General features: G+C 67.2%; 13 protein-coding genes. All 13 read left to right on the top strand.

The window, feature by feature from the left end:
• Positions 1-48: 48 nt before the first annotated feature.
• The 13 genes from acpP to ABWV53_RS11570 all read left to right on the top strand — a co-directional run bounded on the left by acpP (position 49) and on the right by ABWV53_RS11570 (position 12744).
• The gene (gene acpP, locus ABWV53_RS11630; RefSeq protein ID WP_056668487.1) at positions 49-288 is read left to right on the top strand and encodes an acyl carrier protein; all 240 of its coding nucleotides are present in this window, start codon (positions 49-51) and stop codon (positions 286-288) included.
• A gap of 54 nt (positions 289-342) precedes the next feature.
• Positions 343-1587, top strand: a complete 1245-nt coding sequence (fabF, locus tag ABWV53_RS11625; RefSeq protein WP_353365983.1) for a beta-ketoacyl-ACP synthase II — start codon at positions 343-345, stop codon at positions 1585-1587.
• Between the two features lie 59 nt (positions 1588-1646).
• Complete coding sequence (locus tag ABWV53_RS11620; protein ID WP_353365981.1) at positions 1647-2180, top strand: hypothetical protein; 534 nt, start codon at positions 1647-1649, stop codon at positions 2178-2180.
• Positions 2177-2806: an RNA polymerase sigma factor RpoE gene (rpoE, locus tag ABWV53_RS11615; RefSeq protein WP_353365979.1), complete on the top strand. Its 630-nt coding sequence runs from the start codon at positions 2177-2179 to the stop codon at positions 2804-2806. The genes ABWV53_RS11620 and rpoE overlap by 4 nt, the downstream gene beginning before the upstream one ends.
• A 57-nt stretch (positions 2807-2863) precedes the next feature.
• A complete protein-coding gene (locus ABWV53_RS11610) occupies positions 2864-3508 on the top strand; it encodes a sigma-E factor negative regulatory protein (protein WP_353365977.1) in 645 nt (214 codons plus the stop codon).
• 260 nt (positions 3509-3768) lie between these two features.
• The gene (locus tag ABWV53_RS11605) at positions 3769-5247 is read left to right on the top strand and encodes a Do family serine endopeptidase (protein ID WP_353365975.1); all 1479 of its coding nucleotides are present in this window, start codon (positions 3769-3771) and stop codon (positions 5245-5247) included.
• A gap of 509 nt (positions 5248-5756) precedes the next feature.
• Positions 5757-7565, top strand: a complete 1809-nt coding sequence (lepA, locus tag ABWV53_RS11600) for a translation elongation factor 4 (protein ID WP_353365973.1) — start codon at positions 5757-5759, stop codon at positions 7563-7565.
• 5 nt (positions 7566-7570) lie between these two features.
• The gene (gene lepB, locus ABWV53_RS11595) at positions 7571-8536 is read left to right on the top strand and encodes a signal peptidase I (protein ID WP_502903874.1); all 966 of its coding nucleotides are present in this window, start codon (positions 7571-7573) and stop codon (positions 8534-8536) included.
• A gap of 147 nt (positions 8537-8683) precedes the next feature.
• Complete coding sequence (locus ABWV53_RS11590) at positions 8684-9082, top strand: DUF4845 domain-containing protein (protein ID WP_353365969.1); 399 nt, start codon at positions 8684-8686, stop codon at positions 9080-9082.
• A gap of 43 nt (positions 9083-9125) precedes the next feature.
• Positions 9126-9794, top strand: a complete 669-nt coding sequence (gene rnc / locus ABWV53_RS11585; protein ID WP_353365967.1) for a ribonuclease III — start codon at positions 9126-9128, stop codon at positions 9792-9794.
• The gene (gene era, locus ABWV53_RS11580; protein WP_353365965.1) at positions 9791-10834 is read left to right on the top strand and encodes a GTPase Era; all 1044 of its coding nucleotides are present in this window, start codon (positions 9791-9793) and stop codon (positions 10832-10834) included. Before rnc ends, era begins: the two co-directional genes overlap by 4 nt.
• 342 nt (positions 10835-11176) lie before the next feature.
• Positions 11177-11965, top strand: coding sequence for a DNA repair protein RecO (gene recO / locus ABWV53_RS11575; RefSeq protein ID WP_353365963.1), 789 nt, complete (start codon positions 11177-11179; stop codon positions 11963-11965).
• Positions 11962-12744 carry a pyridoxine 5'-phosphate synthase gene (locus ABWV53_RS11570; RefSeq protein ID WP_353365961.1) on the top strand — a complete coding sequence of 261 codons (783 nt, stop codon included), beginning with the start codon at positions 11962-11964 and terminating at the stop codon, positions 12742-12744. The genes recO and ABWV53_RS11570 overlap by 4 nt, the downstream gene beginning before the upstream one ends.
• The last annotated feature ends 92 nt before the right edge of the window (positions 12745-12836 follow it).

Raw genomic sequence — 12836 nt, 5'->3', positions numbered from 1 at the left:
CGAAGCGGCTAGAATCGCGGATTCATTCACAACCCCCTGAGGGAAACCATGAGCGATATCGAAGCACGTGTCAAAAAAATCATTGCCGAACAACTCGGCGTTGAAGAGTCCCAAGTCACCAACGAAAAGGCGTTCGTCGCCGACCTGGGTGCAGACTCGCTGGACACGGTGGAACTGGTGATGGCGCTGGAAGACGAGTTCGGCATCGAGATCCCTGACGAAGACGCAGAGAAGATCACGACGGTGCAGAACGCCATCGACTACGCCAACAACAACCAAAAAGCCTGATTTCCCGCGCGATGGCGCCCGGCGGGCGCTGCGAACCCAAGAAAGTATGAACGCATGAGCCGTCGTCGCGTTGTCGTGACCGGTCTGGGTTGCGTCAGCCCCGTGGGCAACACGGTGGCCGAAGCCTGGGCCAACATCCTCGCCGGACAGTCCGGCATCGACCTCATCACCAAGTTCGACGCGTCGAACTTCGCCTGCAAGATCGCGGGAGAGGTCAAGGGGTTCGACCTGAACTCCTACATCAGCGCCAAGGACGCGCGCACGATGGACAGCTTCATCCACTACGGCATCGCCGCAGCGCAGGAAGCCGTCCAGGATGCCGGTCTGCCCACGGGCGAAGCGCTGGACGAGGAACTGGCCACCCGCATCGGCTGCATCATCGGCTCCGGCATCGGCGGGCTGCCGCTGATCGAGAACACGCATGGCGAACTGGCGAGCCGCGGGCCGCGCCGGATCACGCCCTTCTTCGTGCCGGCATCCATCATCAACATGGTGGCGGGCCACGTGTCGATGCGGTTCGGCTTCAAGGGCCCCAATCTTTCCGTCGTGACGGCCTGCACCACGGGCCTGCACTGCATCGGCGAAGCCGCGCGCAAGATCGAGTACGGCGATGCCGACGTGATCGTCGCGGGCGGCAGCGAGGCGACCGTCTCGCCGCTGGGCGTGGGCGGTTTCGCCGCCATGCGCGCCCTGTCCACCCGCAACGACGACCCGAAGACCGCATCGCGCCCCTGGGACAAGGGCCGCGACGGCTTCGTGCTGGGCGAGGGCGCGGGCGTGCTGGTGCTCGAAGAGTACGAACATGCCAAGGCGCGCGGCGCCAAGATCTATGCCGAGGTGGCTGGCTACGGCATGAGCGCCGATGCGGGCCACATGACCGCGCCCAACATGGACGGCCCCCGCCGTGCCATGCAGGCCGCCCTGCGCAACGCCGGCGTCAACGCCGAGCAGGTCGATTACCTGAACGCGCACGGCACCTCGACTCCCCTGGGCGATTTGAACGAGACCAACGCCATCAAGGCGGCGCTCGGCGACCACGCCTACAAGACGGTGGTCAGCTCCACCAAGTCGATGACCGGCCACCTGCTGGGCGGCGCCGGCGGCATCGAGAGCGTGTTCTGCGTGCTCGCCTTGCGCGACCAGAAGGCTCCGCCCACGATCAACCTGCACGAGCAGGACCCCGAGTGTGACCTGGACTACTGCGCCAATGAAGCGCGCGACATGCGGCTGGACGTGGTCGTGAAGAACAACTTCGGCTTCGGCGGCACCAACGGCACGCTGGTGTTCAAGCGCGTCTGAACGCGATTGCGGCGCTGACCTTCCGGCCACCCGGGGGCTTCGGGAGGAGCGCCGTCCCGATGGCCTTCGCCGCCGTGTCCGCCTCGCACCCCCACCACCCGCCGGCCGTGCGTTGCCCGGTGGCGCGCAGCGGCCTGCTGGGCGCGGCGCTGGCGGCCGTGGTAGCCGCCGCCGCGATGGTGATCGTGGCATGGTGGTTCTCTGGCGCGCCGGCCGGCGCGCCGGCTCCCATCGTCATCGGTCTGGTCCTCTGGTCGTCGACGGCGGCTCTCGCCACCCTGGCCTGGCTGCGCAGCCCCCGGGGCGCCATCGAATGGGATGGCGCGCAGTGGTGGTGGAGCGCGGCAGGCGCGGCCTTGCCGGTGGCCTGCCAGGCGCCGCCCACCGTGCATCTCGACATCCAGGGCTTTCTGCTGGTTTCGGCGTGCCCAGCGGGGTGCCGCCTCTGGCTGGCCCTGGAACGGCGGCAAGCGCCGCAGCAGTGGCTGGCGTTCCGACGTGCGGTATATTCGCGCGCCCGTTCGGCGGGCGACGCTGCTGCGGCGTCTCCTTCCGCCCCAGACGGCGGCCGCAGCCCTTCCTCTCATCCATGACAGCCTCCTCGCCCCCGCCCAACGGCAACGACAGCGACCTCCAACTGGTGGAGCGCACCGTGGCCGGTGACCAACGCGCCTACGAGCTGCTGGTCATCAAGTACCAGCGCCGCATCGAGCGCCTCATCGGGCGCATGGTGCGCGACGTCGACCTGGTGCAGGACATCGCCCAGGAGACCTTCATCCGCGCCTACCGTGCGCTGCACCAGTTCCGGGGCGACGCACAGTTCTACACCTGGCTCTACCGCATCGCGGTCAACACGGCCAAGAAGGCGCTCATGGAAATCAAGCGCAATCCGCTCATCACGGAGAGCGCCCTGCGCGGCGGCGACGAAGATGATGAAACTTCCCGCGTCGGCAGCGAACTAACCAGCGAGGAAACGCCCGAGACCGTGCTGGCCGCCCGCGAAATCGCCGAGGCCGTGAACGCGGCCATGGAAGCGCTGCCCGAGGACCTCCGGCAGGCCGTGACGCTGCGCGAGATCGAGGGGCTGACCTACGACGAGATCGCGGTGGCGATGAACTGCCCTATCGGCACCGTCCGCTCCCGGATCTTTCGGGCGCGCGAGGCGATTTCGGCGCGGGTCAAGCCGCTGCTGGAAAACCAGTCCGGCAAGCGGTGGTAGGCGACACGGCCCGACGGGCCGCAGCGTATGGGCAGTGGTAGCAATGCAGGTGACACCATGAATGACGATGTGAAAATGCGAGAGCAGCTCTCCGCCCTGGCGGACGGGCAGTTGCAGGACGACGAATTCGCGCAGGCCATGGCCTTCGCCGCGACGGATGCCGGGCGCGCCCATTGGCATGCCTACCATGTGGTGGGTGACGTGCTGCGCTCGTCCGAGTTGGCCTCGCCCTACCGCAGCGCGCTGCTCGACCGGGTGCGTGCCGAAATCTCACGCGATCCCAGCCCCGCCACCCGCCCCGCCATGCTGGCCTCGGGCGAGCTCACCGAGGTGGCCGACGCCGAGGCGGCCGAAGCGAAGGTCGCCAATGCGGGGGTCTTCCAGTGGAAGATGGTCGCGGGCTTCGCGTCGCTCGCCGCCGTCGCCGCCATCGGCTGGAATACCTACGCGGGCCTGCAGGGCCCGGCTGCCGCCACCCAGCTGGCCGCCGCCCCCGGCGTGGCCGCGCCGGCGGATGCCAGCATCGCCGTGGCCGACAACCAGGGCAACAACGGCGGCAGCCTGAACGGCAAGCAGATCATGATCCGCGACCCCCGCCTGGATGAATTGCTGGCCGCCCACAAGCAGTTCGGCAGCACCACCGCGCTGCAGATGCCGGCGGGCTTCCTGCGCAACGCCAATTTCGAGGCTCCGGCCCGTTGAAACGGGCCGGCCGGCCTGCACTTGAAGGGGGGCCGCTGGCACGGGGTCGGTTCATCGGCCTGCGAGACGCCTGTTTCGCAGGCCGTTTTGTCGTCCCGCCTTTGCGCCGCGCTGGGCGGGGCGGCTGATGGAGCCACCTCCACGCAGGCGCTCGATCTCGCGCTGCGCGGAACCAAATGCCGCTGGCCGCTTCCGAGAAGCACGCTATCGTTTTCATACCCGCGCCGCACAGGACGCAACAGACCCAGATGGAGAAGCCGATGATGTTCCGGATCGATTGGAAAAACCTGCAAGCCTGCACGCTGGCCGGCGTGATCGCCCTCGCTGGCGGCCTGCTTGTGCTGCCGCCCCAGACCGCCTATGCGCAGGCCGTCGCCGCTGCCCGCGGCCTGCCGGACTTCACCGACCTGGTGGACCAGGTCGGCCCCTCGGTGGTGAACATCCGCACGCTGGAGAAGGCCTCCGACCGCCCGGCGCCGGGCACCATGGACGAGGAGATGCTCGAATTCTTCCGCCGCTTCGGCGTGCCCGTGCCCAACATGCCGCGCCAGCAGGCGCCGCAGCGCCCCCGCCAGCAGGAAGAGCAGCCACGCGGCGTGGGCTCGGGCTTCATTCTCACATCCGACGGCTACGTCATGACCAACCACCATGTGGTGGAGGGCGCCGACGAGGTCATCGTCACGCTGACGGACAAGCGCGAATTCAAGGCCAGGATCGTCGGCTCCGACAAGCGCACCGACGTGGCCGTGGTCAAGATCGAGGCCACCGGCCTGCCGGCCGTCAAGGTCGGTGACGTGAACCGGCTGCGCGTGGGCGAATGGGTCATGGCCATCGGCTCGCCGTTCGGCCTCGACAACAGCGTCACCGCCGGCATCGTCAGCGCCAAGCAGCGCGACACAGGCGACTACCTGCCGTTCATCCAGACCGACGTCGCCATCAATCCCGGCAACTCCGGCGGCCCGCTGATCAACATGCGCGGTGAAGTGGTGGGCATCAACAGCCAGATCTACTCGCGCTCCGGCGGCTTCATGGGCATTTCGTTCGCCATCCCGATGGACGAGGCGATCCGCGTGAGCGAGCAACTGCGCGCCACCGGCCGGGTCAGCCGTGGGCGCATCGGCGTCCAGATCGAACCCGTGGCCAAGGATGTGGCCGAATCCATTGGCCTGGGCAAGCCGCAGGGCGCGCTGGTTCGTGGGGTGGAGGCGGGCTCCCCAGCGGACACGGCGGGTGTCGAGGCCGGCGACGTGATCACGCGCTTCGACGGCAAGGCCGTGGAGAAGGTGGCCGATCTGCCGCGCCTGGTGGGCAACACCAAGCCCGGCACGAAGAGCACCATCACGGTCTTCCGCCGTGGCGCCACCCGCGACCTGGCCATCACCATCGCCGAGGTCGAGCCCGACGACAAGCCCGTCGCCAAGGCGGCCGAGCGCGACGCGGGCAAGGCCAAGCCGTCGCCCGCGGCCCAGCAGGTGGGCCTGTCGGTCGCAGAGCTGACCGACGCCCAGAAGAAAGAGCTGAAGATCAAGGGCGGCGTGCGCGTGGTGGCCGTGGCCGAAGCGGCGGCCCGCGCCGGCCTGCGCGAGAACGACGTGATCCTGGCCATTGCCAACACCGAGATCGGCAGCGTGAAGGAGTTCGACGCGGTGCTGGCCAAGGCCGACAAGACCAAGCCCGTCAACGTGCTGTTCCGCCGGGGCGAGTGGGCGCAATACGCCCTGATCCGCCCTGCCCGATAAAAGGGAGCACCGCCCAGTGCGGTGCGATGGCGACGCCACAAGTCCCCTGGACGGGCTCGGGTTAAAGGCCCCTGCCGATGAAAAGGCAGCCGTTACATTTTCGGTCGGGTGCGTTGGGGTGAGTTCCCGCTCACTTCGACGGGCCGGCCTATGTATCGTTTTCGGTAGAATGCAAGGGCTTCCTTCCTACCTGTGGTCATAAAATCGGCTGCGCCGCTCACGATGCGGGAAGCCGTTTGTTCATGCACAGGTGATCCACAGATCGCCCACACGTTGTTCAGTAAGTTGTTGTCCGATCTGTGAATAAGTTGTTGATAAATTTCTCGTTGCACGCTGGCAACGCGCTCCTGGTGGGACGGGGTGGGGTTTCCCTGAAGTCCTTTTTGCCTACAATGAAGATCCAACTATCGCAGTTGCCAATGATTGTTGGTTCAGGGCGCGTCGCCACTTGACGCGCCCTTTTTTCTTGTGCGCGCCGTTTCAATTCAATCACTTGACGCTTTCCGTTGATGAACCACATCAGAAATTTTTCCATCATTGCGCACATCGACCATGGCAAGTCGACGCTCGCTGACCGCCTGATCCAGCGCTGCGGCGGCCTGGAGGAGCGCCAGATGGAAGCCCAGGTGCTCGACTCGATGGACATCGAGAAGGAGCGTGGGATAACCATCAAGGCCCAGACGGCGGCACTGCAGTACAAGGCAAAGGACGGCCTGGTCTACAACCTCAACCTGATCGACACGCCGGGCCACGTGGACTTCTCGTACGAAGTCTCGCGTTCGCTCTCGGCCTGCGAAGGCGCGCTGCTGGTGGTCGATGCATCGCAGGGCGTGGAAGCGCAGACGGTGGCCAACTGCTACACCGCGCTGGACCTGGGCGTGGAAGTGGTGCCCGTGCTCAACAAGATGGATCTGCCCAACGCCGATCCCGACAACGCAAAGGCTGAAGTCGAAGACGTGATCGGTATCGATGCGACCGACGCCATTCCGTGCTCCGCCAAGACCGGCATGGGCATCGACGAGATTCTCGAGGCCATCGTGGCCAAGGTGCCGGCGCCCCGTGGCCAGGCCGATGGCCCGCTGCGCGCGATGATCATCGACAGCTGGTTCGACTCGTACGTGGGCGTGGTGATGCTGGTGCGCGTGGTCGACGGCCGCCTGCTCAAGGGCGAGCGCTTCAAGATGATGGCCAGCGGTGCGGTCTACAACGCCGACACCCTGGGCGTGTTCACGCCAGCCAACGAGCCGCGCAATTCGCTCGACGCGGGGCAGGTGGGTTACATCATTGCCGGCATCAAGGAACTGCAGGCCGCCAAGGTGGGCGACACCATCACGCTGGAAAAGAAGCTGCCCAACAACGCCGGCCCCGCGGCCGAGGCGTTGCCCGGCTTCAAGGAGATCCAGCCCCAGGTGTTCGCCGGCCTCTACCCGACCGAAGCGAGCGAGTACGACTCCCTGCGCGACGCGCTCGAGAAGCTCAAGCTCAACGACGCCTCGCTGCATTACGAGCCCGAAGTCAGCCAGGCGCTGGGCTTCGGCTTTCGCTGCGGCTTCCTGGGCCTGCTGCACATGGAAATCGTGCAGGAGCGCCTGGAGCGCGAGTTCGACCAGGACCTCATCACCACGGCGCCCAGCGTGGTCTACCAGGTGGTGCGCGCCGATGGCGAGGTCATCATGGTCGAGAACCCCTCCAAGATGCCCGACCAGGGTCGGCTGGAAGAGATCCGCGAGCCCATCGTGACGGTGCATCTCTACATGCCGCAGGATTACGTGGGCCCGGTCATGACGCTGGCCAACCAGAAGCGCGGCGTGCAGATGAACATGGCCTACCACGGCCGCCAGGTCATGCTGACCTATGAGATGCCGCTCGGCGAAATCGTGCTGGACTTCTTCGACAAGCTCAAGTCCGTGTCGCGCGGCTACGCGTCGATGGACTACGAGTTCAAGGAGTACCGCGCCTCCGACGTGGTGAAGGTGGACATCCTGCTCAACGGCGAGAAGGTCGATGCGCTGTCGATCATCGTCCACCGCTCCCAGTCGCAGTACCGCGGCCGCGCCGTGGTGGCCAAGATGCGCGAGATCATCAGCCGCCAGATGTACGACGTGGCGATCCAGGCCGCCATCGGCGCCAACATCATCGCGCGCGAAACCATCAAGGCGCTGCGCAAGAACGTGCTGGCCAAGTGCTACGGCGGCGACGTGAGCCGCAAGCGCAAGCTGCTGGAAAAGCAGAAGGCCGGCAAGAAGCGCATGAAGCAGATCGGCTCCGTCGAAGTGCCGCAAGAGGCGTTCCTGGCCATCCTGCAAGTGGAAGATTGAACCCGATGCAAATCCTCACATCCCTGGTGCTGGCGGCGTTCGTCGGCTACGTGGGCGCCTGGTACCTGGGCGCCATCGAAGGCAATTTCGCACTGCTGCTGTTCCTCGCCACCGTCGTCACCGGCGCCTACTGGCTGGCCGAGCGCTTCTATTTCCTGCCCCGCCGCCGCCGGGCGGCCCAGGCCATCGACGACGCGGCGGCGCAGCGACGCACCGAGCTCGACCGCATGGGCATCGCCAAGGTCGACGTGGATGTGGAGGAGGCCAAGGGCCGCATTCTCATGCAGCCCTGGTGGCTCGACTGGACGGCCGGCTTGTTCCCGGTGATCGCCATCGTCTTCCTGCTGCGCTCGTTCCTCTTCGAGCCGTTCAAGATCCCCTCGGGCTCGATGATCCCCACCCTGCGCGTGGGCGACCTGATCCTGGTGAATAAATTCACCTACGGCATCCGGCTGCCGGTCATCAACAAGAAGATCACCGAAGGCCAGGCGCCCCAGCGCGGCGACGTGATGGTGTTCCGCTACCCGCCCCAGCCCAGCATGGACTACATCAAGCGGGTGGTGGGCGTGCCCGGCGACGAGGTGGCCTATTTGAACAAGCGGCTCACGGTGAATGGCACGCCGGTGCCCACCACCGCGCTGCCCGACTTCTTCGACGAAGACGCCATGCGCTACTTCAAGCAGTTCGAGGAGCAGGTGGGCGACCGGCGCCACGGCGTGCTGAACAACCCCGACGTGCCGGCCTTCGTACAGGGCGCCAGCGACTTCAAGTTTCGCGGCAACTGCCGCTACAGCGTCGAAGGCGTGGTCTGCAAGGTGCCCGAGGGCCACTATTTCATGATGGGCGACAACCGCGATAATTCGCTCGATTCGCGCTACTGGGGATTCGTGCCCGACGCCAACATCGTCGGCAAGGCCTTCTTCGTCTGGATGAACTTCGGCGACCTGCGCCGCATCGGCCCCTTCCAGTGAGCCGGTGGCGCTGACGCCCGCGCTGCCGCGGGGTCGGCGGGCTTGCCGACGGCGCGGAGCAGGCATCGACGGCACTTCGCCCGGGGCAGGGTTTCCGGGCGCGGCTGCCGCCTCAACGGTTCGACACAAGAAAGAGGGAAATTCGCCATGGCCATCACTTCGCACAATCGTCACCACCCACGCCGCGCGCCGGCTGCCGCAGCCCGCTCGCGCCAGCGCGGCCTGTCGTTCATCGGGCTGATCCTGACCGGTGTATTCATCGTGGCGGCCTTCGCCATCGTGGGCCAGTCGGTGCCGGTGTTCCTCGAATACCAGGCGATCCGCAAGGCCGCCGACAAGGCCGCCCGCGAGGGCAGCACGGTGCCCGAGGTGCGCGCCTCGTTCGACCGCGCCGCCGCCATCGACGACATCAAGTCCGTCAAGGGGAGCGACCTGGACGTGACCAAGCGCAACGACCGCATCGTGGTGTCGTACAGCTATTCCCGCGAGATCCCGCTGGCCGGCCCCGCCTACCTGGTGTATCGCTTCCAGGACTCCACCAAGTAATCGACCGACCACTGCCCCCCGAGTGCTTTCACCCAGTCTTTCCATGCTGCAGGACCGCCTGCAGCACGCCTTCGCCGACGCCGCGCTGCTGCAGCGCGCCGTCACGCACCGCAGCTTTTCCGCCGACCACAACGAGCGCCTCGAATTCCTGGGTGACTCGGTGCTCAATCTGGCGGTGTCCAGCCTGCTCTACCGGCAGCTGGCCGACCAGCCGGAGGGCGACCTCTCGCGGGTGCGCGCCAACCTGGTCAAGCAGGACACCCTGCACGGCCTGGCCCTGCGGCTGAAGCTGCCCGAGGTGCTGCGCCTGGGCGAGGGCGAGGCCAAGTCGGGCGGCAAGCTGCGCCCGTCCATCCTGGCCGATGCGCTGGAGGCACTGATCGGCGCGGTCTACCTGGACGCAGGCTATGCCCGCGCCGAGGCCCTGGTGAACCGGCTCTTCGAGGCCGTGGACGTCAACCCGCAGATGCAGGCCGCCGCCAAGGACCCGAAGACCGCGTTGCAGGAGTGGCTGCAGGGCCGCAAAATGAAGCTGCCCCTCTACCGCGTGGTGGGTACCGTGGGGGCGGCGCACCGCCAGACCTTCGACGTCGAGTGCGAAATTCCCGACCTGGGCCTGACCGAGCGCGGCATCGGCGGCTCGCGCCGCGCCGGCGAACAGGCGGCCGCCGCCGCGCTGCTGGCCGCCCTACAGAAAGCAAAGAAAGCATGAATTCCGAAGACGCTACCAAAAACGTAGCTGGTGGCGCTCAAGAGACGGGCGCTGCCGGCCAGAATGACCTGGAAGCGATGCTCGCTGCGGCCAAGCCGGGTGCCGGCCCCGTCACGGCCGGTGCCGCACCGGCCGTGGACGCCGCCGGCCAGCGCTGCGGGCTGATCGCCATCGTCGGCAAGCCCAACGTGGGCAAGTCCACGCTGATGAACGCGCTGGTGGGGCAGAAGATCTCCATCACCTCCCGCAAGGCGCAGACCACGCGCCACCGCATCACCGGCATCCGCACGCGCGAGGCCACGCAGTTCGTCTTCGTCGATACGCCGGGCTTCCAGACCAAGCACAGCACGGCGCTCAACAAGTCGCTCAACAAGACCGTGATGGGCGCCATCGGCGACGTGGACCTGATCCTCTTCGTGGTCGAGGCCGGCAGCTTCACGCTGGCCGACGCCAAGGTGCTGTCGCTCTTCAAGCCCGGCATTCCCACGGTGCTCATCGCCAACAAGCTGGACGAGGTGCACCGCCGCGCCGAACTGGCGCCCTGGCTCAAGGGCATGCAGGAGCGCCACCCGTTTGCCGAATTCGTGCCCATGTCGGCCAAGAACAAGGGCGACATCGAGCGCCTCTTCGGCATCTGCGCCAAGTACCTGCCCGAGCAGCCCTGGTTCTACGGCGAGGACGAGCTGACCGACCGCAGCGAGCGTTTTCTCGCCAGCGAGACGGTGCGCGAGAAGCTCTTTCGCTTCACGGGCGACGAGCTGCCCTACACCTCCACCGTCGTCATCGACAAGATGGACGAGGAGCCCAGCAAGACCCACAAGCGCTTCATCCGCGTGGCCGCCACCATCGTGGTCGAGCGCGATGGCCACAAGGCCATGGTGATCGGCGAGAAGGGCGAGCGGCTCAAGCGCATCAGTACCGAGGCGCGCCAGGAAATGGAGCGCCTGATGGACGCCAAGGTGTTCCTGGAAGTGTGGGTGAAGGTGCGCTCCGGCTGGGCCGATGACGAGGCGCGGGTGCGGTCCTTTGGGTATGAATGACTCCCCCCTGAGTCGCCTTCGGCGCCTCCGCGCAGCCGCCGGAGTCGGCAGCTCTTCGGGCACGTCCAGGCCTGCGCAGGCAGGCCCGGAGCCGCGGCCCTCAGCCCCCAGGGGGACGACGCCAGCGGCCCGGCAAAGCCGGTTCCGCGGCGTCTGCTGGCGTGGCCTGCTCCGCGGCCTTTTGAGCGGTGGAGGTGCCCGGGCTGCTGGCGATGGCCAATGTCGTGGGGCGGCGTCGATGGCCGGGTTCGCGGTTTCGCTTTGAAGCCTCTGAATACCAGTCAAATTGGCCGTTCGCGCTTGATCTGTCTGCGCAAGCAGCTATTGATTGCATAGCAAACCATGCCCGCGCGACGCATCTCCGAAGAGCCGGCCTATGTGCTGCACCGCTACGACTGGAGCGAATCCAGCCTGATCCTGGACGTGTTCACCCGCCACCACGGTCGGGTGGCGCTGGTGGCCAAGGGGGCGAAGAAGCCGACGTCCAATTTCCGGCCCGTGCTGCTGCCGCTGCAGCCGCTGCGCGTGGGCTACACGGCCGGCGGTGGGGAAGGGCAGGGCGAGGTGCATGTGCTCAAGGGCGCCGAGTGGGTGGGCGGCCATGTCATGCCGACTGGCGATGCGCTGATGTCGGGGCTGTACCTCAACGAGCTGCTGATGCGCCTGCTGGCGCGGGAAGACCCCCACCCGCCGCTCTTCGACGCCTATGCCGGCGTGGTGCGCGTGCTGGGCAGCGGCGAGCACGGCGACGCGCTGGAGCCCGTGCTGCGCAGCTTCGAGCTGCTGCTGCTGCGCGAGATCGGCCTCTTGCCCGCGCTCGATGCCGAAACCATGACGCTGGCGCCGCTGCAGCCCGCTGCCCGCTACGCGCTGGTGCCCGAGGCCGGCCTGCGCGCCGCCCAGCCGGGCGACCGGGCCACGCTGCCCGGCGCGCAGTGGCTGGCGCTGCACGGCGCGCTGGAATCGGGCGGGCCCGGCAGCTACACCACCACGCTGCGCGCCATCGCTTCGTCCGCCGTCGCGCCCATGACCTTCGAGCTCAAGCCGCAGCTGCGCACCCTGCTGCAATACCATTGCGGCAGCCCGCTGCTGCGCACGCGCCAGCTCATGATCGATCTGCAACTGCTATGAACCCGACGACCCCATCCCCCTCCCACGCCGCGCGCACGGCGCTGTCGGTGAACGTCAACAAGGTGGCGCTGGTGCGCAACACGCGGCACCTGGGCATTCCCAGCGTCACCCGCGCCGCCCGGCTGTGCCTGGAGGCCGGCGCGCAGGGCATCACCGTGCATCCGCGGCCCGACGAGCGCCACATCCGCGCCGCCGACGTGCACGAGCTGGCCGAGCTGATGCGGCAGTGGCCGGGCCGCGAATTCAACATCGAGGGCAACCCGTCGCAGAACCTGATGGAGTTCATCCGCACGGTGCGCCCGCATCAGGCCACCTTCGTGCCCGACAGCGAAGACCAGTTCACCAGCGACCATGGCTGGAGCTTTCCGCAGGATGCCGAGCGGCTGGCCCCGCTGGTCGCCGAATGCCGCGCCCTGGGCGTGCGCGTGAGCCTCTTCATGGACCCGGTGCCCGAGCAGATGGCCGCCGCCCGCGCCGTGGGGGCCGACCGGGTGGAGCTCTACACCGAACCCTATGCCGCCGCCTGGGGCACGCCCGCGCTGGCCGCCCAGCTGGCGCGCTACACCGCAGCGGCCCAGGCCGCGCTGGCCGTGGGCCTGGGCGTGAACGCCGGCCACGACCTGAACCGCGAGAACCTGCCGGCCTTCGTGCAGGGCGTGCCGGGGCTGCTGGAAGTCTCCATCGGCCATGCGCTGATCGCCGACGCCCTGGAGCTGGGGTATGCCGCCACCGTGCAGGCCTACCAGCGCTGCATCGACGAAGGCATGGCGGCCCGCTGACCGCCGTCCATCGCCGGTGGAATTTGCTATTATTTTCATAGCTATCTGCGCATGCTTGTCAAGCGCTGCAGCCTGATAGGGTACTGAAAACA

The sequence above is a fragment of the Acidovorax sp. FG27 genome, assembly GCF_040365715.1.
Taxonomy (GTDB): Bacteria; Pseudomonadota; Gammaproteobacteria; order Burkholderiales; family Burkholderiaceae_C; genus Paracidovorax.
Note: the sequence above shows the minus strand (reverse complement) of the source record. Positions and strands in the feature narration are given on the sequence as shown.

Excerpts from the sequence above, each read along its gene's own strand:
- ABWV53_RS11590 (WP_353365969.1), top strand. The coding sequence starts at position 8,684 with ATGGCCATCACTTCGCACAATCGTCACCACCCACGCCGCGCGCCGGCT.
- lepA (WP_353365973.1), top strand. The coding sequence starts at position 5,757 with ATGAACCACATCAGAAATTTTTCCATCATTGCGCACATCGACCATGGC.
- rnc (WP_353365967.1), top strand. The coding sequence starts at position 9,126 with ATGCTGCAGGACCGCCTGCAGCACGCCTTCGCCGACGCCGCGCTGCTG.
- acpP (WP_056668487.1), top strand. The coding sequence starts at position 49 with ATGAGCGATATCGAAGCACGTGTCAAAAAAATCATTGCCGAACAACTC.
- recO (WP_353365963.1), top strand. The coding sequence starts at position 11,177 with ATGCCCGCGCGACGCATCTCCGAAGAGCCGGCCTATGTGCTGCACCGC.
- ABWV53_RS11620 (WP_353365981.1), top strand. The coding sequence starts at position 1,647 with ATGGCCTTCGCCGCCGTGTCCGCCTCGCACCCCCACCACCCGCCGGCC.
- fabF (WP_353365983.1), top strand. The coding sequence starts at position 343 with ATGAGCCGTCGTCGCGTTGTCGTGACCGGTCTGGGTTGCGTCAGCCCC.
- ABWV53_RS11610 (WP_353365977.1), top strand. The coding sequence starts at position 2,864 with ATGAATGACGATGTGAAAATGCGAGAGCAGCTCTCCGCCCTGGCGGAC.
- era (WP_353365965.1), top strand. The coding sequence starts at position 9,791 with ATGAATTCCGAAGACGCTACCAAAAACGTAGCTGGTGGCGCTCAAGAG.
- ABWV53_RS11570 (WP_353365961.1), top strand. The coding sequence starts at position 11,962 with ATGAACCCGACGACCCCATCCCCCTCCCACGCCGCGCGCACGGCGCTG.
- ABWV53_RS11605 (WP_353365975.1), top strand. The coding sequence starts at position 3,769 with ATGATGTTCCGGATCGATTGGAAAAACCTGCAAGCCTGCACGCTGGCC.
- rpoE (WP_353365979.1), top strand. The coding sequence starts at position 2,177 with ATGACAGCCTCCTCGCCCCCGCCCAACGGCAACGACAGCGACCTCCAA.
- lepB (WP_502903874.1), top strand. The coding sequence starts at position 7,571 with ATGCAAATCCTCACATCCCTGGTGCTGGCGGCGTTCGTCGGCTACGTG.